Here is a 25,153-nt window from a genome sequence, read left to right as displayed (position 1 = left end):
GGCGACGAGGCGCACGATTCTCCGCTCCGCAGGCATTCTGATGTTCCGCCGGAAACCCTTCGGCCTCGAAGTGCTGCTCGTTCATCCAGGTGGCCCGTTCTGGGCGAAGAAGGATGACGGCGCCTGGTCGATCCCCAAAGGGCTGCGAGAAGACGGGGAGGCTGCGGAGGTGGCCGCCCGGCGCGAGTTCTACGAGGAAACGGGATGCGTGCCGGATGGCGATCTCATCCGCCTCGGCGAGTTCAGGCAGGCAGGTGGCAAGCGTGTCGAAGTCTTCGCGCTTGAGGGAGATTTCGACCTCGGCGCGTTCAAGAGCAATGTCTTTGAAATGGAATGGCCGCCGCATTCGGGACGAAGACGGGCTTTTCCCGAGGTCGATCGCGCTGGGTGGTTTTCCCTCGAGACGGCGCGAAGCAAGATCCTCAAAAGCCAGCAGCCAATCCTCGCTGCGTTGGAAGACGTGATGTGAGCGGCTTGCATGCGCCCCTGCGGGGTGTGCGTCGTCTTCGCAGCGTTTCAGCCATTGCGGTCCTCTTGCCGCGCACCCGTGGCTCTTTTGCGGAAGAGGCTCTGCAGTCGCCTCGGCGCGTTGCGTCGCCGTGACGGCGAACCCATGATGGGCAAGCGCGTTGGCCGCAGGGGGGTGAGGGGGAATCGCTGTGACAGAAAGACGAGAGCGGCGGTTGCCAGAAAAGAGACGACGAGGCTCATCCTCAGGGCGTAGCCCGCCGGGGTTGCGCAGTTTCCTGACGCGGCTTTACGAGGGCGATAGCCGGCGTGCGCATCATTTTCGCGCAGGGCTTTTGATCTTCGACTGCGCGACCCTCCTGTTCGTCGTCGTCACGTCTTTCGTCCCGTATTCGCGCCCGCTCATCTGGTTCGATTTCGGACTGGGCCTCGTCATCCTGGCAGACTTTCTGGCCCGGCTCTTCATCAGCCGGCATCGCCTTTCGGATCTCACCTATCCCACGACCTGGGCGGATGTCGCCGCGATCGTCTCGTTTTTGCTGCCGCTTGCCGACGAAGGGGCGGGCTTCCTGCGGGTCCTCAGAACCCTGCGGCTTTTGCGCACATATCATTTGCTCGTCCGCTTCCGAAAACGCAGCCGTTTCTTCCGGCACAATGAGGACGCGGTCATCGCACTCGCCAATCTGGCCGTGTTTCTCTTCATCATGACGGGCATCGTCTATGAGACGCAGCACCGGCAGAATCCGGAAATCGGCAACTACGTCGATGCGCTCTATTTCACCGTCACCGCATTGACGACCACGGGTTTTGGCGACATCACGCTCGGCGGCACGAGCGGGCGGCTGGTTGCCGTCGTGATCATGATTTTTGGGGTCACGCTGTTCCTGCGCCTCGTGCAGGTCCTCCTACGCCCCCGCAAGATCCGCTTCACGTGCCCGAGCTGCGGTCTGCAACGCCACGAGGCCGATGCGGTTCACTGCAAGGCCTGCGGCGAGCTCCTCAACATCCCGGATGAGGGCCGTTTCTGAACCCAAAATCCCCGCAAACGGAAACTGCCTCTTACGCAGGCGGATAACGTTACAAAATTGCGGCAACTGCCTCCCTTTTCGGCATTCCAGCCATGCGATTTGTGCACTGCAAAAGCGGAGCAGGTATCGCTATATCCGCCTCGTCAAACGCTAGATAAAACATTCCGAGGTTCATTATGGGCACGTCCTCCAAGGGCCTGCTTGGTCGTTTCCGCCGCTGGCGCCGCTATCAGCGCACTCTGAAGGAGTTGCAGGGGCTCTCCGTTCGTGAGCTGCACGACATCGGCATCACTCCGGGCGAAATCCGCCGCGTGGCGCGGGAAGCCACGTTCTGATTTACGGCCTCTGAGGTCAGGTTTTGGGTTGAAGACCGCCGGCGAGACTTCGCCGGCGGTTTTCGTTTGTGCGCTTCGTTTGTGGAGAGGTGTTCGCCCCGCCTTACCGCTCGGCGAACCAATCCTTGAGCGTCATGATCACGGGTGGCTCGGCATTGGCGTTGGGCCAGGAATCGATCGACCAGCGTTGCTTGGACCGGGTGTCGATCACGACGGCGGTCGCGTGGGGATAGCGCCCGTCGAGGAAGAAGCCTCTGGCGACCGGCTCGGCGACCGTGTGATATTTGAGCACTCCGTGCTCCTGCAAAAAGACGAGCAGGCTCGTTGTGTTGGTGGCCTCGTCGATGCAGTCCATTTGGGTCGGATCTCCGCCGCCGACTTTCTCAAAGCCGCCCAGATCTGATGAGGTGCCGATTTTCCGTCCGACGTTGTGCTCGAAAATCTGCACGGCTTTGGAGATGGCGCGGCGCTCTTCCTGCGCATTGGCGACGCCGCGGAAAGGCCCTGAGAGCATTTTGATCTCCTTCGGCGAAAACCGCACCGGTGTCGTCAGGAGACAGCTGAAGGCGTGGCAGACATAGATCTTGTCGCCCTTTGGCGGCTGCGCCTTGCGGGCCTCGTACCATCGCATCCGCATGGTTTCGGAATCGCTCGTGCAGCCGGCGACGGTGAGACCGGCGAGCGCAAGAACCAGGGTCGTCCACCGCCAGGTGTTGGCCCGTCTCGGTGAGCCGGCGTAACGAGAAATGGCGGAACTCGTATTCGGGTATGTCGTTGATTCACCAAAGGGACGGGCGGGCTTTTTGATGAATTCGAGGAGTTCAAACATGCACGATATCACCGGAAAGAAAGTCGCAATTCTTGCCACCAACGGATTTGAGCAGTCGGAGCTCGAGGTGCCGCTGAAGCAGTTGCGCGACGCGGGCGCGGAAGTCCATGTCGTTTCGCCGCAGGAAGGCTCCATCAAGGGCTGGGACAAGAGCGATTGGGGCAGAGAAATCCCCGTCGACCGCAAACTCGATACCGTCAGTGCGGACGATTACGATGCTCTCGTACTTCCGGGCGGCCAGATCAATCCCGACTTGTTGCGTGTGGAAGAGAAGGCTCTGTCCCTCATTCGCGCGTTCTACGAGCAGAAGAAGCCGATTGGTGCCATCTGTCATGCGCCGTGGCTGCTCATCGAGACAGGTGTCGCCAAGGGCCGCGACATGACGAGTTACAAGTCGATCAAGACCGACGTGATGAACGCCGGTGCCAACTGGCACGACAAGGAAGTCGTCGTGGATCAAGGCATCGTCACGAGCCGCAATCCGGGCGATCTCGACGCGTTCTGTGCGAAAGTGGCCGAGGAAATCGCCGAGGGCCGGCATACGCAGCGCCAGGCTGCGTAAGAGGAGTTCTCGACGAGGATGCTCTCGTCAGGAGTGATGGGAAGGCCGGCATTACGCCGGCCTTTTCTTTTGGGGTCACAGCGGGCTCTGGTGCGCATCCAGGAATGCGAGCACGCCGTCGGCCACATATTGGACGGCGAGCGCCGCCAGAATGACGCCGAGAAGTCGCGTGATCACGATGCGCCCGGTCTCGCCGATCAGTTTCTCGATGCGTTCTGCGAGCGCGAGGACGAAGAAGGTGAGCCCCAGAATGGCGAAGATCACCAGGATGAGCTCGGCCATGCCGACAAATCCCGGATTCTTGCTGGCAACGAGGATCGTCGCGGAGATGGCGCCGGGGCCGGCTATGAGCGGAATCGCCAGGGGGAAGACGGCGATGTGGCCGATATCTTCAGAGGTAAGGACGCGCGTTGCGCTGCGCTCGTGGCGTTCCTGGCGTTTTTCGAAGATCATCTCGAAGGCGATGACGAAGAGAAGAATGCCGCCTGCGATGCGGAAGGCTGGCAGCGTGATGCCGAAGACCGTCAGGATTGCCGATCCGGCGAGCGCAAAGATCACCAGAATCGGAAGTGCGATCAACGTCGCCCGCAGAGCCACTTGCTGACGCTGGTCACGGTTCATCCCCGCCGTCAGAGCCAGGAAGAGAGGCGCCAATCCGGCGGGATCAATGGTGACGAAGAGCGTGACGAAAGCGGTAACGAGCTGTTCCATGCGCGAGCTCCTATCACTCCCGCGATAAGGGAGAAATGCCTGCGGCGGAGATCCCCCGAAAAGCCGCGGCTTCGCGCCCGTCCTCGCCGTTTCAGGCGGCTTTTGCGAACGGAATCGCGGCTTCGTCGGGCTCTGACGAAACGAAACTGTCAGACACCTTTATAAGACATTGATTTGTTTAATGTATTACGCTTGCTCTCGACTTGGCTTATCGGTCGATTCCGGCTAGAAAGAGGGCCACACATCACAGCACTCGATTCTTTCCTTGACTGACGCCAAGACTCCTTCCGACGGACGCCGCGGCGGCGACATCCGTTCCATCTCCATCACAGATGAGATGCGCACCTCGTATCTCGATTACGCCATGAGCGTGATCGTGAGCCGTGCGCTGCCTGACGTTCGCGACGGCCTGAAGCCCGTTCACCGCCGCATTCTCCATTCGATGAACGAAATGGGGATCGCCTCAAACCGAGCGTACCGCAAATGCGCGGGCGTTGTCGGTGAGGTGATGGGTAACTATCACCCGCATGGCGACCAGGCGATTTACGATGCGCTCGTGCGCATGGCGCAGGATTTTTCGATGCGCCTGCCGCTCGTCGACGGGCAGGGCAATTTCGGTTCGCTCGATGGCGACCCTGCCGCGGCGATGCGGTACACGGAATGCCGCCTGGCGAAGCCGGCGGAATCGATGCTGCAGGACATCGACAAGAACACCGTCGATTTCCAGGAGAACTACGATGGGCGCAAGCAGGAGCCCGTCGTTCTCCCTGCGCGCTTCCCCAACATCCTCGTCAATGGTGCCGGCGGCATCGCCGTCGGTATGGCGACGAATATTCCGCCGCACAATCTCGGCGAAGTGATCGACGGCTGCGTCGCTCTCATCGATGACCCCACGGTTTCCGATCTCGATCTCATGGATCTCATCCCTGGTCCGGACTTTCCGACAGGTGGTGTCATCCTTGGGCGGGCGGGCATTCGCTCTGCCTACGAAACCGGCCGTGGCTCGATCGTCATGCGTGGCAAGGTGGCGATCGAAACGGGGGCTCGCGATCGCGAAGCGATCATCATCTCCGAAGTGCCTTATCAGGTAAATAAGGCGGCGATGATCGAGAAGATCGCCGAGCTCGTGCGAGAGAAGCGGCTCGAGGGCATCTCGGACATCCGCGACGAATCCGATCGGCAGGGTGTGCGCGTCGTCATCGAGGTGAAGCGCGACGCCGTCGCCGATGTCGTGCTCAATCAGCTTTATCGCTTCACGCCTCTTCAGACGACGTTCGGGGCGAATTTCGTGGCGCTCAACGGCGGACGCCCGGAGCAGCTCGGCCTGAGAGACATCCTGACGAGCTTCATCTCGTTCCGCGAGGAAGTGGTCGGTCGTCGTACGAAATTCCTGCTCGGCAAGGCCCGTGATCGCGCGCATGTCCTCGTCGGTCTGGCCATCGCGGTGGCCAATATCGACGAGGTGATTGCTCTGATCCGGGCTGCACCGGACCCTCAGACGGCGCGTGAGCAATTGATGGCAAAGGCCTGGCCTGCCAAGGATGTTGCGCCTCTCGTGCGGTTGATCGCCGATCCGCGGCATATGGTTCTGGAAGACGGGACCGTGCGCCTTTCGGAAGAACAGGCGCGCGCCATCCTGGATCTGCGTCTGCAGCGCCTGACGGCTCTCGGCCGAGACGAGATCGCCGACGAATTGAACAAGCTCGCGGTCGAGATCAAAGAGTACCTCGAAATCCTGGCTTCGCGGGCGCGGATCCTCGGCATCGTCAAAGACGAGCTGTCGGCGGTGAAGGCGGAATTCGCCACGCCCCGACGCACGGTGATCGAAGAGGGCGGTGGCGACCTCGAGGACGAGGATCTGATCCAGCGCGAAGACATGGTCGTCACCGTGTCCCACGCCGGCTACATCAAGCGCGTTCCGCTTGCGACCTATCGGGCTCAGCGTCGCGGCGGAAAGGGACGGTCGGGCATGTCCTTCCGGGAGGAGGATTTTGTCAACCGCCTCTTCGTCGCCAACACGCATACGGCGGTCCTGTTCTTCTCCTCCCGCGGCATCGTCTACAAGCTCAAGGTCTGGCGTCTGCCGCTAGCTGCGCCGCAGGCGCGCGGCAAGGCACTCGTCAATATCCTGCCGCTGGAGGAAGGCGAGACGATCACGACGATCCTTCCGCTTCCCGATGACGACAAAGAGTTCGAGCGGCTCGATCTGATGTTCGCCACGACAGGCGGAACAGTGCGGCGAAATTCGCTTGCCGACTTCGTCAACATCAATCGCAATGGCAAGATTGCGATGAAGCTCGATGACGGCGATGCGATCGCTGGCGTCTGGACGTGCTCCGAGGACGACGACGTGATGCTGACCACCGCTTTCGGGCAATCGGTTCGCTTCCCGGTGACGGACGTGCGCGTCTTTGCCGGACGCTCGTCCGTCGGCGTGCGCGGGATCCGTCTCGGCAAGGGTGACCGCGTCATCTCCATGTCGATCCTCCGGCATTTCGAGGCAACTCCGGAGGAGCGCAGCGCCTATCTGAAGATGCGGCGTGCTGTCGCCGGTGAGGCCGATAACGGCGATGCCGGAGACGTCATCGAGGAGGGCGACGAGGTCGAGGCAGAGGCCGGCGCATTGTCGTCGGAGCGCTACGCCGAGATGAGCGCTGCGGAAGAGTTCATCCTCACCGTTTCCGAACACGGCTACGGCAAGCAGACGTCGTCGCACGAATACCGGATCTCCGGACGTGGCGGCAAAGGCATCATTGGCATGGTGGTGAATGAGCGAAACGGGCCGCTGGTCGCGTCTTTCCCGGTGGAGGAAGGCGACCAGATCATGCTCGTTACCGATCGCGGTCAGCTCATTCGTGTGCCGGTTGCCGGCATTCGCATCACTGGGCGCGCGGCGCAGGGCGTTATTGTCTTTTCCACCGCGAAAGACGAAAAAGTAGTGTCCGTCGAGCGGATCACGGAGGCGAGCGCGCAGGACGAGCTCAACGGAAACGGAGAGGGTGGCGAAGAGAGTGCCCCCGACTCCGATCCGCAGGACGGCGATAACGGCGGAGACGCGGGAGAACCGCCAACGGAGTAAAGCTCGAGGGGGGCCTATGATCGATCTTGCAAGCTGGCTGACATATCTTGCGGCGTGCATCGCCGTCGTGATCGTCCCTGGACCGACGGTGACGGTCATCATCGCCAATTCCATGCGCCACGGTGCACGGGCCGGTTTGATGAACGTCGCTGGCACACAGGCCGGCATCGCCATAATGGTCGCGATCCTCGCCTTCGGGTTTTCGGCGGTCGTTGCGCTCCTGGGTGAGGCGTTCTTCTGGCTGAAGCTTGTCGGCGCCGCCTACCTCATCTGGCTTGGGATCAAGCTCTGGCGTGCCGACGGTACGCTCGGGAATGCCGATGCCGCCAAGGCCACGCGCAACTGGTTCTGGCAGGGCTTTATCGTCATCTGGTCGAATCCGAAGGCTTTGTTCTTCTTCGGCGCTCTCATTCCGCAGTTCATCGATCCGACGGGCTCGGCGGTGATGCAGACGCTTCTGCTTGGCGGCACCTTCATGGTGGTGGCGACATGCCTCGATAGCATGTACGCGCTTGCTGCAGGACGGACGGGTCTGCTTCTGTCGAGGCGCAACGTGCGGCTCGTGGAGATCTTCGGCGGGACATGTCTCGTCGGAGGCGGCCTTTGGATGGCGCTGAGCCGCCGCTGACGCGTTTCGAACCGACATCCCCCACATTGCGGTTCGCCGCAGGTGACGCTAAGCGGACCCAATGATTCGCACTGCACTCTACCCGGGCTCATTCGACCCGCTGACGAACGGGCATATCGATATCCTCCAGGCGGCCTTTGGGCTGGTCGATCGGGTTATCGTGGCCGTCGGGCGCCATCCGACGAAGTCGGGTCTGCTCGACATCGACAAGCGTATCGCCCTCATCGAGGAAGTCGCGGGTCCTCTGGCGGAAAGCAGTGAAGTGACGCTCGAGGTTCTGAGCTTCGACAATCTCGTCGTCGACCTCGCGCAGGAGGTTGGCGCGACCATTCTGATCCGCGGGCTGCGCGATGGGACGGATCTCGATTACGAGATGCAGATGGTCGGCATGAACCGCACCATGGCACATTGGCTGCAGACGGTTTTCGTGCCGGCGAGCCCGCATCACCGTCACATCACGGCCACGCTCGTGCGTCAGATCGCAGCCATGGGCGGTGATATCGGGCCTTTCGTGCCGGCTTCAGCGGCCGACGCCGTACGTGTGGCGCTCGCCAGCCGCTGAACGATTGCGCCGCCCGGGGGTTCAGATCTCAAGGAAGGATATCTCATGCTGAAATGGCTGGCCACGGTCGCCTTTGCCGTCACCTGCACGCTGTCACAGCCCGTGCTGGCGCAATCTGCGGACGCCGAAAACACGCTTCTGATGCAGCTGAAGGAGGGCACTGTCAGCATTCACCTGCGCCCGGATCTTGCGCCGAACCATGCGGAACGCCTGAAGACGTTGACACGCCAGGGTTTCTACGACGGTGTGCCGTTTCATCGCGTGATCGACGGCTTCATGGCGCAGACCGGCGATCCGACCGGCACCGGCATGGGGGGATCGGATCTGCCGGACCTCAAGGCGGAGTTTTCCGATGAGCCTTTCGTTCGGGGCGTCGTCGGCATGGCGCGCTCGAGCAATCCTGACAGCGCCAACTCGCAATTCTTCATCATGTTCGCCCCGGCTCCGAGCCTTGACGGCAAGTACACCGTCGTGGGCGAAGTCACCGACGGCATGGACCTCGTCGACAATATCAAAAAGGGAAGTTCCAGTGCCAATGGCAAAGTGGACAACCCCGATAAGATCATCAGCATGAAGGTTGCCGCAGACCAATAGGCACCTTACCCGAGACCTCCAACTCAGGGAGATTCGAATGGCCGCCCAGCCCGAAGACACACTCATCATGGAAACCAGCAAGGGGCAGGTGACCATCGCCATGCGCCCGGACCTCGCACCCAACCATGTCGCGCGGATCAAGGAGCTCGTGCGCGACGGCTTCTATGACGGTGTGAAGTTCCACCGCGTCATCGACGGTTTCATGGCCCAGACCGGCTGCCCCCAGGGCAACGGCACGGGCGGATCCGGCAAGAAGCTCAAAGCGGAATTCTCGTCGGAGAAGCACACGCGCGGCACCGTTTCGATGGCGCGCGCCATGGATCCCAATTCCGGCGACAGCCAGTTCTTCATCTGCTTTGCCGAGGCTCCGTGGCTCGATCGCCAGTACACCGTCTGGGGCGAAGTGGTGGACGGCATGGATGTCGTCGATCAGATCAACAAGGGCGAGCCGCCGCGGCAGCCTGACACCGTTCAGTCGATCAAGGTCGCCGCAGACGCCTGATGATTTGGCGGCGGCCTCTCGCCGCCGCCTTTTTCCAATGCGTATCGATGCTTTCGATTTCGAGTTGCCGGAAGAGCGGATCGCGCTTCGTCCGGCGCGGCCGCGAGATTCCGCGCGGCTCCTCGTCGTGCCCTCTGAAGGGCCTTTCCGCGATCTCCGGGTCTTCGATCTACCCGCACTTTTGGAGCCCGGTGATCTCCTCGTCTTGAACGACACGGCCGTCATTCCGGCGCGGCTCGCCGGACGCCGTCTCCCGCGCACGCCGGACGGTCAGGCGATCCGCGTGGAAGCGACCCTCATCGAGCGGCTGGATCAATCCCATTGGATGGCACTCGCCAAGCCGGGCCGCAAACTGAAGCCCGGCGATATGCTTCGTTTCGGCGGGGTGGATGAGACCTGTCTTGCGGGAACGCTCGACGCGCGCGTTATCGAGAAAGGCGAGGCCGGCACCATCACACTCGGCTTTTCGCTTGCCGGGCCGGTGCTCGACGAAGCCATCCACGGCCAGGGGGCTATGCCGCTTCCGCCTTATATCGCCTCGCGCCGCAAGGCCGATGCGGCCGATCTGGAAGATTATCAGACGGTCTATGCGGCGAAGGAGGGCGCTGTCGCTGCGCCGACGGCAGGGCTGCATTTCACGGACGATCTTCTGGCCGCTCTCGCTGACAAGGGCATCGAGCGCCGTCTGGTGACGCTGCATGTGGGGGCTGGCACGTTTCTGCCGGTGAAAAGCGAAGAGACGGACGACCACGTCATGCACGAAGAGTGGGGCGAGGTGAGCGAGGAGACGGCGGAAGCCGTCAACGAGACACGCCGACGTGGCGGGCGCGTTGTCGCGATCGGGACCACGGCCCTGCGTATCCTCGAAAGCGCTGGCGACGAGAATGGTCTTCTGCAGCCTTTTTCCGGCAAGACCGGGATTTTCATCACGCCCGGCTATCGCTTCCGCATCATCGACCGGCTTTTCACGAATTTTCACCTGCCGCGCTCGACGCTGTTCATGCTCGTGTCTGCGTTTTCGGGCCTCGACCGTATGAAGGCCGCTTATGCCCATGCGATCGAGGAAAAATATCGCTTCTACTCCTACGGCGATGCCTCGCTCCTCGAACCGGCGACGCCCTCCATCAGGCCCAAATGACCGAATTCTCGTTCACTCTTCAGGCGCGCGACGTGAATGCCCGTCGCGGCACGATCTCCATGCCGCGCGGTCTCATCCGCACACCCGCGTTCATGCCGGTCGGGACGCAGGCCACTGTGAAAGCCATGTATCCCGAGCAGGTGAGGGAGCTTGGGGCCGATATCGTCCTCGGCAACACCTATCACCTGATGCTGCGGCCGGGCGCGGAGCGCGTGGCACAATTGGGTGGGCTGCATTCCTTCATGCGGTGGCCGCATCCGATCCTGACGGATTCCGGCGGCTTTCAGGTCATGTCGCTCGCCCAGCTGACGAAGCTCGACGAGGACGGCGTCACGTTCAAATCGCATGTCGACGGATCGACACATCGTCTGACGCCGGAACGCTCCGTGGAGATTCAGGGGCTCCTCGGCGCCGATATCACCATGCAGCTCGACGAATGCCTGAAATTGCCGGCGGACTATTCCGAGGTCGAGCGGGCGATGGAATTGTCGCTGCGTTGGGGTGAGCGCTCGAAGGCGGCGTTTGGTGGCGAACCGGGAAGGGCGCTTTTTGGGATCGTGCAGGGCGGAGACCAGGCCGATTTGCGATTGCGATCAGCCGAGGGGCTGCGCCAGATCGGTTTCCACGGGTATGCAGTCGGGGGCCTCGCCGTCGGCGAACCTCAGTCGGTCATGCTGGCAATTCTCCAGGAGACGGTGCCCGCACTGCCAGACGAGGCGCCTCGCTACCTGATGGGCGTCGGGACACCTGAGGATATCTTGCTGTCGATCGCGCGCGGCATCGATATGTTCGATTGCGTGATGCCGACCCGCGCGGGACGGCACGGTCAGGCGTTTACGCGCTACGGACGCCTCAATATGCGCAATGCCAAGCACGCGGAGGATTTAAGTCCGCTCGACCCTTCGAGCGATTGCCCGGCGGCGCGCGATTATTCCCGCGCCTATCTTCATCATCTCTTCCGTACGCAGGAAACGCTCGGGGCGATGCTGCTGACCTGGTCGAACCTCGCCTATTACCAGACGCTCATGAAAGAAGCCCGGCAGGCGATCAGCGAAGGACGCTATACGGATTATGTCGCAGAGGTGCGGGAGAACTGGGAGAGGGGAGCGCCGTAACGGCCAGCTCCATTCGCTCGGGCGCGCGGCAGAGGCGATTGCACGGCCGATATGAAAAAGCCCCGGCGGTACCGGGGCTTCAACGTTCCAGAAATTAGCGGCTGATGGCGGCGGCGAGAGCGATTGCCGCTACAGCGCCCAAAGAGCTCCACCAGAAGAGCTGTGCGCTTCGGGCCTCCTTGTCGGCCTGAACGGCGATGGCTTTTGCACGTGCTTTCGGCATCAGATCAATTCTCCCGGAGCCGGCCTCAATTTGCAGTCAACGATTTTCCAGTCGCCTGCGTCATCCTGCAGGAGAGCAAAATCGGCGGACCATTGCAAGCCAATGCGGTCACGCACATAGGTCTTCACCATGGTTGCCTCGCCATCCTGGGTGACACTGTCCACCGTCAGCCGCTTCGCATAGACGAGCGGTGGGTGGATCTTGGAAAAGAATGTGTAGGCCGCTTCCTCGGTTCCGAAGCGATCCTGCTCGTACTCCGTCGCAAAGCGCCAGACGGCCTTCGGCTGTTTGTTCGAGAGACCCCAGACGAAGGTTTCGACTGCGCCGCGCACGGCATCTTCCTGACCCTTGGTGAGCGCACGGGGCTCGGGGTGGTAGGCGACGAGATCCAGGCGGTCGGCTTTCGGTGCTGCCTGAGGAAGGGCTTTTGGAAGAGGTGCGTTCAACGAGTTCACTTGGACCGTGCCGATCAGCACCGTCGCCAGAATGCCTGTTGCAGCAACTGCCAGGTTTCGCCCCCAGCCTGCTTTCAGACTGAACATGGGATTGCACCTCTTCAAGAACTTCGACAGGACAATTCGTTAACCCGCCGTTCAGTTCCGTGAAGATGTGGTTGTCGTTAAGAAGTTGATTGCTCGCCGTGTTGCGAAAGCCTCCGACGCCCCGGCTTTGGCTGGGTCTCGACGACCTTGAGCTTGCCTCTGCGCCTCTTCACTTCCGTGTGAAACGGTCTCGCGCCGGCACGGAATGAGAGGTCCCCCTGTGGGGTTGGATGCAGCCTCAGGCAGACGTTCGGGCGCGGATACGATCTTGAAGCCGACTCAGCTATCTTGGACGCAGTCAGTTGCGTTGTTCTGCGTTCCCACGAAATAGCGGAGGCCTTGGCGCAATGACCGAAACGTCCCTCTACCAGACAATCCTGCTCGAACTCTACGCGCACACGCCCCGGAGCGCGCTCCCCAACTGGGTGATGGACGGGCTGGTCGAGGAAGGTCTCGCGCATCGCGACGACGCGGAGGGTCTGGTGCTCAACGGCCCGTTTCAGACCTTCCAGATCCGCAAGAGAGAGGTTCGGTCGGCCGAGTTGCAGGCTGCTGACGCCGCTGGCTAGCTTGAGGCCTGAGCCTTGTCTTCAAAAGCGACGTGTTTTCAAAATTGAGATCGCGGGCTGAACGAGCCCGCGATCTGATCTTTCGGCTTTATTCGGCAGGCGCCGTGCTTTCTTCGCCCCGTTCGGACGCCGGCGGATGATGCGGCTTCCAACCGGTCTTTTCGCGCATCCACTGGAAGACGCCGAAGAGGAGCGGGATGAGGAAGATGCCGATCGTCGCCGCACCGATCATGCCGGCGAAGACTGGAATACCCACGGCCTGCATGGAGCCCGCGCCAGGACCGGTCGCCCGGACCAGCGGGACGAGACCGGCGATAAAGGCGAAGCTCGTCATCATCACCGGGCGGAAACGCAACCGGGCGCCTTCGACTGCAGCGTCGTGCAGATCCATACCGAACTCGCGTTGTTCGAGCGCGAAGGCGTTGATCAGGATTGCGTTCTTCGCTGACAGTGCGATCAGCACGACAACACCGATCTGCGCATAGAGGCTGAAGTTCGCCCCGACCCACCAGATCGCCAACATGGCGCCGAACATGGCGCTGATCGTCGACAGAAGCACCGGGATCGGCACGTTCCAGCTCTCGTAGAGCGCAACCAGGAACAGGAAGGCAAACACGACGGCCGCGCCAAGGACGATCGGCGTCTGTCCTGCCGATTGTTTCTGTTCGAGCGCCTGGCCCGTCCATTCATAGCCGTAGCCACTCGGAAGGGATTTCGCCACCTGCTCCATGGCGTCGGTTGCATCACCGTCGCCAAAGCCTGGCGCGGGAGAGCCCTGGATAGAGACCGAGCGATAGTTGTTGTAGCGCGTCAGGCTGCGTGGGCCGACGGTCAGTTCGGCGCGTGCGAAGGTGGAAAGTGGCACCATCTCGCCGGAATTGTTGCGCACTTCGATGTCATAAATGTCATCGATCGACGTGCGGTATTCCTTCTCCGCCTGCATACGGACTGTCCAGGTGCGGCCGAACAGATTGAAATCGTTGATATAGTACCCGCCGAAGGTGGATTGCAGGGCGGCGAAGATCTCGTTGATCGGCACGCCGAGCGTCTGCGCCTTCGTGCGGTCGATATCCAGACGGATCTGTGGCGTCTCGGCCTCGAAGTTGGCGTAGACCCGCGTCAGTTGCGGCTGCTGGTTGGCCTGCACCAGCAAACCACGCATGACGGCGGCAAGCTCTGACGGCTCCTGTCCCTGCAGAGCCTCGAGCACAAACTCAAAGCCGCCGAAAGAGCCGACGCCAGAAATTGCTGGCGGCTGCAGCGGAATGAACTGGGCATCCGGAATGGTCGATAGGCCACCATAGAGCCGACCGATGACAGAGCCGATCGCAAGGTCGGGCGATTGACGCTCGTCGTACGGCTTCAATCCCAGGAACATCAGGCCTGCATTCGAGGCTGCGCCACCGCCAAGGAGATCGAAGCCCAGGACGGTGCCGATGCTCTCCACGCCCGGATCCTGACGGATGATCGCTTCCGCCTTCTTCGCAGCGATATCGGTGCGATTCAGGGAAGCGCCCGGCGGCAGGTTCATGATGACGATGACGAAGCCCTTGTCTTCGTTCGGGAGGAAGCCCGCGGGCGTACGCAAGAACATGTAGCCAGTGGCCGCACCGAGGGCGACGAGAACCACGAGCGAGATGACGGCCACGTTCATCAGCTTGCTGATGATCCACGCATATCCGTGCCCGATTTTGTCGACGGCATGGGTGATGCCGCGCATGATCCGCATCGGTTCGCCGGAGCGAAGGAAGAGGGCGCACAGCGCCGGTGACAAGGTCAGCGCGTTGATGGCCGAAATCACCATTGCGGCCGAAATCGCGACAGCAAACTGGCGGAACAGCGCACCGGAGGAGCCGGGCAGGAAGGCAACCGGCACGAAAACCGAGAGAAGCACCAGGGTGATGGCGATGATCGGCCCGACGATCTCGCTCATCGCCTTATGAGTGGCCTCATTCGGCGTGAGATGCGGATCCTCCTCCATCACGCGTTCGACGTTCTCGACGACGATGATCGCGTCGTCGACGACGATACCGATGGCGAGCACCAAAGCGAGAAGTGAGATCGTGTTCGCGCTGTACCCGAAGGCATACATGATCGCGAGCGCACCGATGATGGCGACCGGTACGGCGATCATCGGAATGAGGGTCGCTCGGAAACGTCCGATGAAGATAAACACGACGATCGCGACCAGAACGAACGCCTCGATCAGGGTCGACACGACCTTCTCGATCATCGTTCCGACGAAATCGGATGCATTGTAGATGTATCTGTACTCGAGCCCCTCGGGGAAGCGCTCCGACAGCTCTTCGAGCCGCTTCGTAACGTTGGTTGCGACCGTCACCGCATTGGCGCCCGGGGAAAGATAGGTGGCGACGGCCGCCATCGGCTTACCGTTGTAGCGGGCAATGACGCCGTAACTCTCAGACGCCAGCTCGACCCGTGCAACATCGCCCAGGCGGACGACGGAGCCGTCCGGATTGGAGCGCAGGATGATGTTGCGAAATTCTTCCGCGTCGCTCAGGCGACCTTTGGTGTTGATCGTCAGCTCGAGCCGCTGTGCGTCGACGAGGGGAGCTGCACCGAGCTTGCCGGCGGCCGCCTGCAGGTTCTGCGATTCGACCGCAGCGGCAATATCGGCGGGCGTCAGCTTGAGATTGCTGAGCTTCTGCGGATCGAGCCAGATCCGCATGGCGTAATCGCGTTCACCGAAGACCTGAACGTTGCCGACGCCGTTGACGCGTTTCAGCTCGTCGATGACGTTGAGGGCAACGAAGTTCGCGATGAACAATTCATCGAAGCGATCGTCCGGCGAATAGAACAGAAAGACCTGGAGCTGGTCACGCGAGGCGCGGGCCACGTTGATGCCGACCGAACGCACTTCCGCCGGCAGCTGGCTTTCGACCTGGGCCACGCGGTTTTGCACGTTAATGGCGGCAACATCCGGATCCGTGCCGAGCTCGAATGTGACGTTGAGCTCATAGGAACCGTCCGAGCTCGACGTCGATTTCATGTAGCGCATGTCCTCGACGCCGTTGATGGCACTTTCGAGTGGCTGCGCGATGGCCTGTTCGACGGTTTCGGCACTTGCGCCGATATATTGCGTGGACACGCTGATCGTCGGAGGCGCGATGTCCGGATATTGGGCAACCGGAATCACGGCGATCGAAATGAGCCCGACCAGAGTGATCAGGATCGAGATGACGAAGGCCAGTCGCGGCCGGCGGATGAAGACGTCAAAAATCATGCCGTGTGGGCCTTCAAAATGTCACGCGCTGCGGCTTACTGGTTCGTCGAGGGAGCTGCGGCCGACGCCTGCTCCTTCGGGGTAACGTCCTGCGGTGCGACCTGCATGCCTGGCTGCGCTTTCTGCTGACCTGCGACGATCACCCGGTCACCGGCCTCCAGGCCTTCGGTGACGACGATTGCCGGACCACGCTGCTCGCCTGTTTCGATGCGACGCTGCTCGACCTTGTTCTCGTCATTGACGATGAGGGTGTAGGTGCCCTGCTGATCGATGAGCATGGCCGATTGCGGCATCAGGAGCTTTTCTTCGGGCTTGCGCGCGGCGACGATCACATCGACGAGCTGCTTGTCGTACAACACTCGGTCAGGGTTTGGGACGCGGGCACGCACCATCACTGAATCGGTCCCCTCGTTCGCCTCAATGTTGGTGAAGAGAATCTCGCCCTCTTGATCGTAGATGCTGCCATCGGCGAGGCGCAGTTTGATGACGACCTCGTTCCTTTGGGTCTCCGTCTGACCGATATTCATGAGGCGGCGCTGCGGCACCGGAAAGGCCACGCGCATCGGGTCTTGCTGCACGATACGTGCAAGGGCGCCGCTATCGGGACCGATGAAAGCACCTTCGGAAAAGGCCGCGACGCCGATGCGCCCGCTGATCGGGGCCGTGATCTTCGTGTAACCCAGATCGAGCTGCGCCAGTTTGAGAGCTGCTTCGTTCTGACGAAGAGTTGCCTCCGCCTGATCTCGGTTGGCGCGCGCTTCGTCGAGCGAGGCCTGCGAGCCGGTATTGCGCTCGCGCAGCGTCTGCTGCCGTTCGTAGCTCAGATTGTTGAGCTCGAGGGCGGCACGCGCATTCTGCACCGCTGCCTCGGCTTGAGAGACTGCTGCTTCATAAGGTGCTGCATCGATGGTGAAGAGTACCTGGCCTTTTTCGACCTCGGCGCCTTCTTCAAATTGACGCTCTCCGAGATATCCCTGCACGCGGGCGCGGATTTCGACGCTTTCTGCGGCTTCAATCCGGCCGGTGAAGACCTGCTGCTCGGTCACGTCACCGAGGCGAACCTGCTCGACACTGACTGCGGGTGGAGCGCCGGCCCCCGGCGCCCCCTGAGCCAAGAGCGGGGCAGGTGCGAGCGCCAGCGCCAATGCGAGTGCGGCGCGCATAGGAAAGGTGCGACGCCCCGTTGCCGGGGAGGGAAGGCGAAGATCGATCATCTAGGAGCTACCAGTTCGAATGCAGGCGCCACTTCGGTGCGCTCACTTCCGGCGATGACATAATTCCTGCCATCAGAAAAGCAAACAGTCGAGTACCGATTCCAGTGTAGGGGTTACCAAATAGACGTACGGTGACCTTGAAGGCCGTGGGCCTGACGCATCTACACAAGTATGTGATCCGACGGCGACGACGCTCTCCTGGCTCTCTGCTCGCAGGAGACGAGTGGGTCGAGGTTCGTCATCCGTGTCTCGGGTGCGATCTCTTACCCATGTCGTCACATCGGACAAATAGGCAATGGTGAGCCCTGTGGGACTCGAACCCACGACCTACTGATTAAAAGTCAGTTGCTCTACCGGCTGAGCTAAGGGCTCTCAGCGCGGGCGGACCCTATGGAAGCGGCCCGTGCGGGTCAAGCCGTTTTGGTTCAGGAGTGCCCCGTATGCCGGGCTTTTGCCCATCGTCGGATGCCGTGCCACGGCCGCGGCCATGTGGACGGCAGGGTCGCGAGCATCAAGCCGGGCAGAACCAGGGCCAGTCCGAGCGCGTGATAGGTGTGAAATTCCTCTCCGAGGAAGATCATCGCGAGCAGGACGCCATAGGGTGGCAGCAGATAGAGGAACATGCCGGTGACGCCCGGTCCAAACACTTTGACGCCGTGCTGGTAGGCGAGAAAGGCGAGCACCGAGGAGATGAAGGCGAGACCCGCGATCGACAGCCATGCGGCGAAGGTTGAAGGAAAGGCCTCTCGTACGACCGCTTCCACCGCAAAGAACGGCAGCAAAACGACCGCGCCGGCGGCGATGATGGCTGTAAACAGCGGCAGGGTCGGGACGGTGTGAAGAGAGCCGCGGCGCAACAGGACCGAGTAGACGGCCCACGAGAAGGCGCAGAGCGCGATCAACAGATCACCGGCATTCAATTCGAGCGCGATGAGCCGGCTGAGATCTCCCTGCAGCACGATGACGGCAACGCCGATGAATGCGAGGGCCACGCCGAGTGCCTGGCGCAGCGCAATGCGCTTGCCGCGAAACAGCCATTCCAGCACCAGGATCATCACACCGGACGAGGTGTAGATCAGTGTGGCGTTGGTGGCGTTGGTGTGGCGGAGAGCGAGATAGACGATCGCCCCGCACACACCCATGCCGAGGAAGCCCAGAACAAGAAGCAGACGCCAGTTTTCCATGAGCGTCTTGCGGTGTTGTCTCAATCCCGCGGCGGCGAGCGGGAGGAGCAGAAGAAGGGCCACCGTCCAGCGCAAGAAGGCCAGGGTGAACGGCTCGACCGTGCTCACCGCTGCGCGCCCGATCACGAGATTGGACGAGAAGAACAGCGGCATGAGCGCCAGAAGAGTGATGTCACGCAGGCGGTTTGAGGAAGCTTGCATCGTTTCGGAGGGGCTTTCGGCTTCGACATACCTGCGCTAACGGGCTGGCAGAATTTGCGCAAGCTGCGGCTCCTCAAGCGGCGCTGCATCAGGAAAGGGACATATGTCTCAGCTTACGACCATCATTCTGGCTGCGGGCGAGGGCACCCGTATGCGCTCGGCCTATCCGAAAGTTCTGCACCCGATCGGCGGGCTTCCCATGCTGGCCTTTGCGATGCGCGCGGCCCAGGCGGCTGGTGCGGCGCATCTCGGCGTCGTCGTCGGTCCGGGACACGATTCTGTTCGGGCCCTGGTCACCCAAGAAATGCCGCAGGCTGAAGTTTTCGTGCAGGAGGAGAGACGCGGCACGGGGCATGCCGTCATGCAGGCGCGGCCGCTTCTGGAGCGTGCCGAAGGCGTGGTGCTCGTTCTTTTCGGAGACACGCCTTTCGTGACGGCTGAGACGGTATCGTGCCTCGCCGGTCTCATAGATGACGGTGCTGCGCTCGCCGTCGCAGGCATGCGTCCGCCGTCCCCTGCAGGTTACGGCAGGCTCATCACCGAAGCGGGCCGCCTTCTCGCGATCCGCGAAGACAAGGATGCTTCACCGGAAGAGAAGAAGATCGGCCTCTGTAACGCGGGCCTGATGGCGTTCCGTGCGGCTGACATGCTGTCCTTGCTCGAGGCGATCGATAGCGACAACGCGCAGGGTGAGTTCTATCTGACGGATGCGGTTGCGATCGCCAATCAGAAAGGTCTTTCGGTCAAGGCCGCTGAGATCGCCTTCGACGAGGTCTTCGGCGTCAACGACAGGGCGCAGCTTGCCGAGGCCGAAGCGCGTTTCCAAAGCGCCCGTCGCCGACAGGCGATGATGGAGGGCGTCAGCCTCGTTGCGCCGGAGACGGTCTTCTTTTCGCACGATACCGTGCTTGGTCGCGACGTGACCGTCGAGCCGAACGTCTTCTTCGGCCCTGGGGTTCGCGTTGAAGACGGGGTCAGGATCCATGGCTTTTCGCATCTTGAAGGCTGCGTCGTGAAGGCCGATGCGGAGATCGGGCCGTTTGCCCGCCTGCGGCCGGGAGCCGATGTCGGCGCGAGAGCGAAGGTCGGGAATTTCTGCGAGGTGAAGGCAACCACGCTGGGCGATGGCGCGAAGGTCAACCATCTGACCTATCTCGGGGATGCTTCCGTCGGCGCAGGAACCAATATCGGGGCCGGCACCATCACCTGCAATTACGACGGCTTCAGCAAATCTCGCACGCAGATCGGAGAGGGGGCCTTTATCGGTTCCAATTCATCTCTGGTCGCACCGGTCTCTATCGGAGACGGCGCTTATGTCGGTTCCGGCAGTGTCATTACCGATGACGTTGCCTCCGATGCGCTGGCGATTGCGCGCGGCCGACAGGTGGAGAAGCCGGACTGGGCGAAATCCTTTCGGGCGCGTCACGAAAAGAAGTGACGCCGCTCACCAGGGTGCAGGGCGTCTTCGTCACACTGTGTCATGGCAATTGATTTCCTCGGTGCGCTCGGCTTCGGCATGATCGCGCCGCTGGAAGGGGAGTATTTCTAAATATGTGTGGCATTGTCGGAATCGTCGGAACGACCCCGGTCGCACCGCGGCTTTTGGATGCGCTCAAGCGGCTTGAATACCGAGGATACGATTCGGCAGGTGTTGCGACGCTGGAGAACAAGGAGCTCACGCGCGAGCGCGCCAAGGGGAAACTCGTCAATCTCGAAAACCGCCTGCACGAGCACCCGCTTTCCGGTTTGATCGGCATCGGCCATACGCGCTGGGCGACGCACGGGGCGCCGACGGAAGTCAACGCGCATCCGCATGCAACGGAAAGCGTTGCCGTCGTCCACAACGGCATCATCGAGAATTTTCAGGAATTGCGGGCCGAGATCCGGGCCGCCGGACGGGCGCTTCAGACCGACACCGACACGGAAGTCGTCGCGCATCTCATCACTCTGGCGCTCGCCCGCGGGCTCGATCCCGTGGCGGCCGCGGCGGAGACGCTGGCAAAACTCGAAGGTGCTTTCGCTCTCGCCATCCTTTTTGCGCATGAGGACGACCTTCTCATTGCGGCACGCCGGGGCAGTCCGCTCGCCATCGGCTATGGCGACGGCGAGATGTATCTCGGCTCCGACGCCATCGCGCTGGCCCCGTTCACCAACCGGATCACCTATCTGGAAGACGGCGATTGGGCAGTCGTACGGCGTAAGAGCGTCACCATCTATGATGAGAACGGCGTCGAAGTGCGGCGACCGGTCCAGCATTTCGTCGCCTCGAACTTGATGGTCGACAAGGGCAATCATCGGCACTTCATGCTCAAGGAGATTTATGAGCAGCCCGAGGTCGTGGCGCATACGCTCGGCCATTACGTGGATTTCGCTGAACGCCGCGTGGCGCTGCCGGAGGGGGCCGAGATCGATTTTGCGGGGCTCGACCGTCTCGCCATGTCGGCCTGCGGAACGGCGTTTTACGCGGCGCTTGTGGGCCAATATTGGTTTGAGCAGTTGGCTCGCCTGCCGGTCGATCTCGATATCGCTTCGGAGTTCCGCTATCGGGAGGTTCCCCTCGGCGACAAGGGGCTGTCGCTCTTCATCTCGCAATCGGGGGAGACGGCCGACACGCTCGCCTCGCTCCGCTACTGCCGGGAGCATGGGCAGAAGATCGGTGCGATCGTCAACGTGCCGACATCCACGATCGCGCGCGAGGCCGATTACATTCTGCCGACACTCGCCGGACCCGAGATCGGCGTCGCCTCGACGAAAGCGTTCACCTGCCAGCTCACGACACTCCTCGCGCTTGCAATCGGCGCCGGACGTCAACGCGGACATCTCTCGCGCGAAGACGAGGAACAGCTCGTTCAGGCTGCAATCGAGATGCCGCGGCATCTTTCGCAGGCTCTCAAGCTCGAGGACGAGATCGAGGGGCTGGCGAAAGAGCTGTCGCGCGTCAAACACGTGCTCTACCTCGGTCGCGGCAAGAGCTTTCCCCTGGCGCTCGAAGGCGCTCTGAAGCTCAAGGAAATCTCCTATATTCATGCCGAGGGCTATGCGGCGGGCGAACTGAAGCACGGGCCGATCGCGCTCATCGATGAGACGATGCCAGTCATCGTAGTGGCGCCTTACGACAAGGTCTTCGACAAGACCGTCTCCAACATGCAGGAAGTCGCGGCGCGCGGCGGACGTATCATTCTGCTGACGGACGAAGAGGGCGCGCGGAGCGCTGCTGTCGATACGATGAAGACTCTGATCCTGCCGAGCATGCCGGCCGCGATCGCACCCATCGTGTATGCCGTGCCGGTGCAGCTGTTGGCCTACCATACCGCGGTTTTTATGGGCACCGACGTCGACCAGCCCCGCAATCTCGCCAAGTCCGTAACGGTCGAATAGAGTCCAAAATTTTCGCGCGCGGTCCGGCGCGACGGGCGTTATGATGGGTGACCTGGCACCTTCGCCAGTGGGGTTTTGTGGATGGAAACCGAGGACGCAGAGCGGGGGGCAAAGCCGCAGCGGCGGCACTCGAAAGCGGGGCTCAGGCTTCGCAACTATTTCCTGACCGGTATCGTCGTTGCCGCGCCGATCGGCATCACGTTTTATCTCACCTGGGCTTTCGTGGCGTGGGTGGACGGATGGGTGAAGCCGCTCATCCCCCACGCTTACAATCCCGACAATTATCTGCCCTTCTCGGTTCCGGGTTTCGGGCTCATCGTCGCCATCTTCCTTCTGACCATGCTGGGCTTTCTGACAGCCAACCTGGTCGGGCGCACGATTGTCGCGTACGGGGAGCTCCTCCTCGATCGTATGCCGCTCGTGCGGAATCTTTACCGGGCGCTGAAGCAGATCTTCGAGACGGCCCTTTCACAATCGAGCCGCTCGTTTCAGCAGGTCGGGCTGATCGAATATCCGAGGCGCGGGCTGTGGGCGCTGGTCTTCATCGCGACCGACACGAAGGGGGAGATCGCCGAGCGTCTCCAGGAAAGCGATACGGATACGATGGCCGTCTTTCTGCCGACCACACCAAATCCGACCTCGGGCTTTCTGCTCATCGTGCCGCGCCAGGATGTCATTCTGCTCGATATGACCGTCGAGGAGGGCGCCAAGCTCGTCATTTCTGCAGGGCTCGTCGCTCCGGAATATCAGCGCAAGACCAAGGCTCTCGCCCGCGAGGCCAAGGAAGCGGCAGATGATGAGAGAGAGGCGGCGGAATAGACGAGAGGGCATTTCCGCACGTTTCCTGCGCTTATGCGCTCAGCCCGAGCGCATAAGCCGGATCGCTTCGTCTCTCCCGAAAAGATAGAGAAGACATCGGACGGCCTCGCGACCCGCATATCCGCCCTTTTCTTCACGGGCGAGGATGAGCTTTGCCTCGTCTCTCGCGAGCGCCAGGAGGTCACCATGGAATTCCGGCCGGGCGAGCCGGAAACCGGGCATGCCGGACTGGCGCGTGCCGAGAAGGTCGCCTTCGCCGCGTAGCTTCAGATCCGCTTCGGCGATGACGAAGCCGTCATTCGTTTCCCGCATGACTTTGAGCCGTTCGCGGGCCGTTTCGCTCAAGGGCGGCTTGTAGAGCAGGAGACAGCTCGAGGGCTTGTCGCCGCGCCCGACCCGGCCGCGCAGCTGATGAAGCTGGGCAAGGCCGAAACGTTCGGCATGTTCGATGACGATGATGGACGCATCGGGGACATCGACGCCGACCTCGATCACCGTGGTCGCCACGAGAACGGCGCCGCCCGCCTCTCGGAAACGCTGCATCGCTGCGGCCTTTTCGGCAGCCTTCATGCGCCCGTGGAGGAGCAGGGCCCGCGATCCGAACATCTTTTCGAGGTCGCGAAAGCGCTCTTCCGCCGCCGCCACGTCGAGCGATTCCGATTCTTCGACGAGCGGGCAGACCCAATAGACCTTTTCCCCTTTGTCGACGGCGGAACGGATTCGCTCTTTCACTTCTAAGAGCCGTTCGGAGGAGGCGACACGCGTGTCGATGGGACGCCGTCCTGCCGGCTTTTCACGCAGCTCGGAAATCTCCATGTCGCCGAAATAGGTGAGGACGAGCGTGCGCGGGATCGGAGTTGCCGTCATGACGAGCAGATCCGGCGCGCTCCCTTTGGCCGACAGGAGCATGCGCTGGTGGACGCCGAAGCGATGCTGCTCGTCGACGATGACGAGACCGAGATCTTTGAAAGCCACGCTCTCCTGAAAGAGGGCGTGTGTGCCGATCGCGATATCGATGTCACCGGCTGCGAGCGCTGCAAGTTTCTCGCCGCGGCCGGCGATGTCCTTGCCGGTGAAAAGGGCAGTCGTCAGCCCGATCGATTCGGCAAGCGGTGCGATCGTCGCAAAATGTTGCCGTGCCAGGATCTCGGTCGGTGCCATCAAGGCGGCTTGTCCGCCATCTTCGCTGACATCGAGCATCGCGGTCAGTGCGACCAGCGTCTTGCCGGACCCGACGTCGCCTTGGAGGAGACGCAGCATCCGCTCCGGCGAACGCAGATTCTTGCGGATGTGGGCGACGGCATCCTGCTGGGCTTGCGTGAGCGCAAAGGGCAAGAGCTCGTGCAGCTTTGCGGCGCGGTCGCCAGAGAATTGGCGCGCTTTGCCGGCGGTCTTGCGAGCGCTTCGGCGCACCAGCCCGAGGGCGAGCTGGCTTGCCAGCAATTCGTCGAAGGCGAGGCGCCGCCAGGCAGGCGCTTCGGGCAGGAGGGCTGCGGCCTCCTGCGGTCGGTGCATCGTCGCGAGAGCCTCGGTGAGTGAGGGCCATTTCTCTCGCGCCATCAGGTCCGACGTAATCCATTCCGGCAATGTCGGCGCCCTTTCGAGCGCCGCCCGTATGATTTTGCCGAGGACCCGGGAGGACAGACCCTCCGTCAGTGGGTAGATCGGCTCGACCATCTGGATCTTGTCGGCCGCGCCCGGCTCCATCACTTCTGGATGCACGATTTGGGCGCGATAATCGAACCAGTCGAGGCGTCCCGAAACCGTGCGGGTCGCGCCGAGAGGCAGGATTTTTTCGATCCACTGGTTGCGAATGTTGAAAAAGATGAGCTCGACGGTGCCGCGGCCGTCGTCGAGAATGACGCGATACGGCGCGCGCGAATGCCGGCGTGGCGCTTCATGATGCTCCACTTTGCCGGTTACGACGACATGGCCTTGCTGTGGAAGCTCGTCCAGGCTAGCGATCTGCTGTCGCGCAATCGCTGAAACCGGCAGATGGAAGAGCAGGTCGCGCACAAGAGGTGGCCCCTCGGCCACGCCGGTCACCCGTGCGAGAAGCTTCTCCACTTTCGGTCCCACCCCAGGCAGCGAGGCGGCCTCTGCAAAAAGCGGATCAAGAAGGGCGGGGCGCATACCTCTTCCTGCCTTGCGCTGCGCGCGGCGGCAAGATGCATCTCTTGCCCGCTTGGTCTGAGTGGATAAATCTTGGCAGGGCGTGAGCTCCCGCC

At 61.9% G+C, this 25,153-nt stretch carries 23 protein-coding genes and 1 tRNA gene; 15 read left to right on the top strand and 9 right to left on the bottom strand.

All coding sequences use genetic code 11. The features are described 5' to 3' along the window. The first annotated feature begins 16 nt into the window (after window positions 1-16). The 3 genes from L0F51_RS04445 to L0F51_RS04435 all read left to right on the top strand — a co-directional run bounded on the left by L0F51_RS04445 (window position 17) and on the right by L0F51_RS04435 (window position 1,831). On the top strand, window positions 17-469 hold the full coding sequence (locus tag L0F51_RS04445) for an NUDIX domain-containing protein (protein ID WP_370642369.1): 453 nt from the start codon (window positions 17-19) through the stop codon (window positions 467-469). A gap of 265 nt (window positions 470-734) precedes the next feature. Then, window positions 735-1,496, top strand: coding sequence for a potassium channel family protein (locus L0F51_RS04440; protein ID WP_234628118.1), 762 nt, complete (start codon window positions 735-737; stop codon window positions 1,494-1,496). A gap of 176 nt (window positions 1,497-1,672) precedes the next feature. Beyond that, window positions 1,673-1,831, top strand: a complete 159-nt coding sequence (locus L0F51_RS04435; protein ID WP_092816670.1) for a DUF1127 domain-containing protein — start codon at window positions 1,673-1,675, stop codon at window positions 1,829-1,831. A gap of 103 nt (window positions 1,832-1,934) precedes the next feature. On the opposite strand, the gene L0F51_RS04430 is transcribed toward L0F51_RS04435, so the two are convergent. Continuing rightward, window positions 1,935-2,660, bottom strand: a complete 726-nt coding sequence (locus tag L0F51_RS04430) for a hypothetical protein (protein ID WP_234628117.1) — start codon at window positions 2,658-2,660, stop codon at window positions 1,935-1,937. Here L0F51_RS04430 and L0F51_RS04425 point away from each other — a divergent pair. Continuing rightward, complete coding sequence (locus tag L0F51_RS04425; RefSeq protein WP_234628116.1) at window positions 2,659-3,222, top strand: type 1 glutamine amidotransferase domain-containing protein; 564 nt, start codon at window positions 2,659-2,661, stop codon at window positions 3,220-3,222. The two genes, L0F51_RS04430 and L0F51_RS04425, sit on opposite strands and share 2 nt — an antisense overlap. A 75-nt stretch (window positions 3,223-3,297) precedes the next feature. Here L0F51_RS04425 and L0F51_RS04420 read toward each other — a convergent pair whose 3' ends face one another. Beyond that, window positions 3,298-3,933, bottom strand: a complete 636-nt coding sequence (locus L0F51_RS04420; RefSeq protein ID WP_128294133.1) for a MarC family protein — start codon at window positions 3,931-3,933, stop codon at window positions 3,298-3,300. Window positions 3,934-4,198: 265 nt separating this feature from the next. Here L0F51_RS04420 and gyrA point away from each other — a divergent pair, with 265 nt between their 5' ends. From gyrA to tgt, 7 genes are all read left to right on the top strand, one after another. Then, window positions 4,199-7,012, top strand: a complete 2,814-nt coding sequence (gene gyrA / locus L0F51_RS04415) for a DNA gyrase subunit A (RefSeq protein WP_255701280.1) — start codon at window positions 4,199-4,201, stop codon at window positions 7,010-7,012. Window positions 7,013-7,028: 16 nt separating this feature from the next. Beyond that, complete coding sequence (locus L0F51_RS04410; protein ID WP_128294132.1) at window positions 7,029-7,640, top strand: LysE family translocator; 612 nt, start codon at window positions 7,029-7,031, stop codon at window positions 7,638-7,640. 61 nt (window positions 7,641-7,701) lie between these two features. Continuing rightward, window positions 7,702-8,202, top strand: coding sequence for a pantetheine-phosphate adenylyltransferase (gene coaD / locus L0F51_RS04405; RefSeq protein ID WP_128294131.1), 501 nt, complete (start codon window positions 7,702-7,704; stop codon window positions 8,200-8,202). A 45-nt stretch (window positions 8,203-8,247) separates the two neighbouring features. Beyond that, window positions 8,248-8,796 (top strand): peptidylprolyl isomerase, encoded by a 549-nt coding sequence (locus tag L0F51_RS04400; RefSeq protein WP_234628115.1) that lies wholly within the window; start codon window positions 8,248-8,250, stop codon window positions 8,794-8,796. 37 nt (window positions 8,797-8,833) lie between these two features. After that, the gene (locus L0F51_RS04395; RefSeq protein ID WP_092812160.1) at window positions 8,834-9,298 is read left to right on the top strand and encodes a peptidylprolyl isomerase; all 465 of its coding nucleotides are present in this window, start codon (window positions 8,834-8,836) and stop codon (window positions 9,296-9,298) included. A gap of 37 nt (window positions 9,299-9,335) precedes the next feature. Continuing rightward, a complete protein-coding gene (queA, locus tag L0F51_RS04390; protein WP_234628114.1) occupies window positions 9,336-10,436 on the top strand; it encodes a tRNA preQ1(34) S-adenosylmethionine ribosyltransferase-isomerase QueA in 1,101 nt (366 codons plus the stop codon). Further along, window positions 10,433-11,551 carry a tRNA guanosine(34) transglycosylase Tgt gene (gene tgt / locus L0F51_RS04385; protein ID WP_234628113.1) on the top strand — a complete coding sequence of 373 codons (1,119 nt, stop codon included), beginning with the start codon at window positions 10,433-10,435 and terminating at the stop codon, window positions 11,549-11,551. Before queA ends, tgt begins: the two co-directional genes overlap by 4 nt. 94 nt (window positions 11,552-11,645) lie before the next feature. Here tgt and L0F51_RS19915 read toward each other — a convergent pair whose 3' ends face one another. Further along, the gene (locus L0F51_RS19915) at window positions 11,646-11,774 is read right to left on the bottom strand and encodes a hypothetical protein (protein WP_255701279.1); all 129 of its coding nucleotides are present in this window, start codon (window positions 11,772-11,774) and stop codon (window positions 11,646-11,648) included. Next, window positions 11,774-12,316 (bottom strand): hypothetical protein, encoded by a 543-nt coding sequence (locus tag L0F51_RS04380; protein WP_234628112.1) that lies wholly within the window; start codon window positions 12,314-12,316, stop codon window positions 11,774-11,776. Before L0F51_RS04380 ends, L0F51_RS19915 begins: the two co-directional genes overlap by 1 nt. 347 nt (window positions 12,317-12,663) lie before the next feature. On the opposite strand from L0F51_RS04380, the gene L0F51_RS04375 reads away from it, so the two are divergent. Beyond that, on the top strand, window positions 12,664-12,885 hold the full coding sequence (locus L0F51_RS04375) for a hypothetical protein (protein ID WP_234628111.1): 222 nt from the start codon (window positions 12,664-12,666) through the stop codon (window positions 12,883-12,885). An 88-nt stretch (window positions 12,886-12,973) separates the two neighbouring features. On the opposite strand, the gene L0F51_RS04370 is transcribed toward L0F51_RS04375, so the two are convergent. The 4 genes from L0F51_RS04370 to L0F51_RS04355 all read right to left on the bottom strand — a co-directional run bounded on the left by L0F51_RS04370 (window position 12,974) and on the right by L0F51_RS04355 (window position 18,728). Beyond that, window positions 12,974-16,129 carry an efflux RND transporter permease subunit gene (locus tag L0F51_RS04370; RefSeq protein ID WP_234628110.1) on the bottom strand — a complete coding sequence of 1,052 codons (3,156 nt, stop codon included), beginning with the start codon at window positions 16,127-16,129 and terminating at the stop codon, window positions 12,974-12,976. 35 nt (window positions 16,130-16,164) lie between these two features. Beyond that, window positions 16,165-17,343 (bottom strand): efflux RND transporter periplasmic adaptor subunit, encoded by a 1,179-nt coding sequence (locus tag L0F51_RS04365; RefSeq protein WP_234628109.1) that lies wholly within the window; start codon window positions 17,341-17,343, stop codon window positions 16,165-16,167. 296 nt (window positions 17,344-17,639) lie between these two features. After that, a tRNA-Lys gene (locus L0F51_RS04360) sits at window positions 17,640-17,715 on the bottom strand. 53 nt (window positions 17,716-17,768) lie between these two features. Continuing rightward, entirely contained in the window at window positions 17,769-18,728 is a 960-nt protein-coding gene (locus tag L0F51_RS04355; protein WP_234628108.1) for a DMT family transporter, read from the bottom strand. Window positions 18,729-18,831: 103 nt separating this feature from the next. On the opposite strand from L0F51_RS04355, the gene glmU reads away from it, so the two are divergent. The 3 genes from glmU to L0F51_RS04340 all read left to right on the top strand — a co-directional run bounded on the left by glmU (window position 18,832) and on the right by L0F51_RS04340 (window position 22,925). Next, window positions 18,832-20,166: a bifunctional UDP-N-acetylglucosamine diphosphorylase/glucosamine-1-phosphate N-acetyltransferase GlmU gene (glmU, locus tag L0F51_RS04350; RefSeq protein ID WP_234628107.1), complete on the top strand. Its 1,335-nt coding sequence runs from the start codon at window positions 18,832-18,834 to the stop codon at window positions 20,164-20,166. 113 nt (window positions 20,167-20,279) lie between these two features. Beyond that, entirely contained in the window at window positions 20,280-22,106 is a 1,827-nt protein-coding gene (glmS, locus tag L0F51_RS04345) for a glutamine--fructose-6-phosphate transaminase (isomerizing) (protein ID WP_234628106.1), read from the top strand. An 81-nt stretch (window positions 22,107-22,187) separates the two neighbouring features. Then, window positions 22,188-22,925, top strand: coding sequence for a DUF502 domain-containing protein (locus L0F51_RS04340; protein WP_234628105.1), 738 nt, complete (start codon window positions 22,188-22,190; stop codon window positions 22,923-22,925). A gap of 39 nt (window positions 22,926-22,964) precedes the next feature. Here L0F51_RS04340 and recG read toward each other — a convergent pair whose 3' ends face one another. Further along, window positions 22,965-25,058, bottom strand: a complete 2,094-nt coding sequence (gene recG, locus L0F51_RS04335) for an ATP-dependent DNA helicase RecG (protein ID WP_234628104.1) — start codon at window positions 25,056-25,058, stop codon at window positions 22,965-22,967. Between the last annotated feature and the right edge of the window lie 95 nt (window positions 25,059-25,153).

Origin of the sequence: Afifella sp. H1R (genome assembly GCF_021462425.1) — a bacterium.
In the GTDB taxonomy this organism is placed as follows: Bacteria; Pseudomonadota; Alphaproteobacteria; order Rhizobiales; family Afifellaceae; genus Afifella; species Afifella aestuarii.
Note: the sequence above shows the minus strand (reverse complement) of the source record. Positions and strands in the feature narration are given on the sequence as shown.

Bases quoted from the DNA above. Each gene is read 5' to 3' on its own strand.
- L0F51_RS04375 (WP_234628111.1), top strand. From the start codon at position 12,664: ATGACCGAAACGTCCCTCTACCAGACAATCCTGCTCGAACTCTACGCG.
- L0F51_RS04430 (WP_234628117.1), bottom strand. From the start codon at position 2,660: ATGTTTGAACTCCTCGAATTCATCAAAAAGCCCGCCCGTCCCTTTGGT.
- L0F51_RS04410 (WP_128294132.1), top strand. From the start codon at position 7,029: ATGATCGATCTTGCAAGCTGGCTGACATATCTTGCGGCGTGCATCGCC.
- recG (WP_234628104.1), bottom strand. From the start codon at position 25,058: ATGCGCCCCGCCCTTCTTGATCCGCTTTTTGCAGAGGCCGCCTCGCTG.
- L0F51_RS04355 (WP_234628108.1), bottom strand. From the start codon at position 18,728: ATGCAAGCTTCCTCAAACCGCCTGCGTGACATCACTCTTCTGGCGCTC.
- L0F51_RS04420 (WP_128294133.1), bottom strand. From the start codon at position 3,933: ATGGAACAGCTCGTTACCGCTTTCGTCACGCTCTTCGTCACCATTGAT.
- glmU (WP_234628107.1), top strand. From the start codon at position 18,832: ATGTCTCAGCTTACGACCATCATTCTGGCTGCGGGCGAGGGCACCCGT.
- queA (WP_234628114.1), top strand. From the start codon at position 9,336: ATGCGTATCGATGCTTTCGATTTCGAGTTGCCGGAAGAGCGGATCGCG.
- L0F51_RS04380 (WP_234628112.1), bottom strand. From the start codon at position 12,316: ATGTTCAGTCTGAAAGCAGGCTGGGGGCGAAACCTGGCAGTTGCTGCA.
- L0F51_RS04395 (WP_092812160.1), top strand. From the start codon at position 8,834: ATGGCCGCCCAGCCCGAAGACACACTCATCATGGAAACCAGCAAGGGG.
- L0F51_RS04340 (WP_234628105.1), top strand. From the start codon at position 22,188: ATGGAAACCGAGGACGCAGAGCGGGGGGCAAAGCCGCAGCGGCGGCAC.
- L0F51_RS04435 (WP_092816670.1), top strand. From the start codon at position 1,673: ATGGGCACGTCCTCCAAGGGCCTGCTTGGTCGTTTCCGCCGCTGGCGC.
- glmS (WP_234628106.1), top strand. From the start codon at position 20,280: ATGTGTGGCATTGTCGGAATCGTCGGAACGACCCCGGTCGCACCGCGG.
- L0F51_RS04370 (WP_234628110.1), bottom strand. From the start codon at position 16,129: ATGATTTTTGACGTCTTCATCCGCCGGCCGCGACTGGCCTTCGTCATC.
- L0F51_RS04365 (WP_234628109.1), bottom strand. From the start codon at position 17,343: ATGATCGATCTTCGCCTTCCCTCCCCGGCAACGGGGCGTCGCACCTTT.
- L0F51_RS04400 (WP_234628115.1), top strand. From the start codon at position 8,248: ATGCTGAAATGGCTGGCCACGGTCGCCTTTGCCGTCACCTGCACGCTG.
- L0F51_RS19915 (WP_255701279.1), bottom strand. From the start codon at position 11,774: ATGCCGAAAGCACGTGCAAAAGCCATCGCCGTTCAGGCCGACAAGGAG.
- tgt (WP_234628113.1), top strand. From the start codon at position 10,433: ATGACCGAATTCTCGTTCACTCTTCAGGCGCGCGACGTGAATGCCCGT.
- L0F51_RS04425 (WP_234628116.1), top strand. From the start codon at position 2,659: ATGCACGATATCACCGGAAAGAAAGTCGCAATTCTTGCCACCAACGGA.
- coaD (WP_128294131.1), top strand. From the start codon at position 7,702: ATGATTCGCACTGCACTCTACCCGGGCTCATTCGACCCGCTGACGAAC.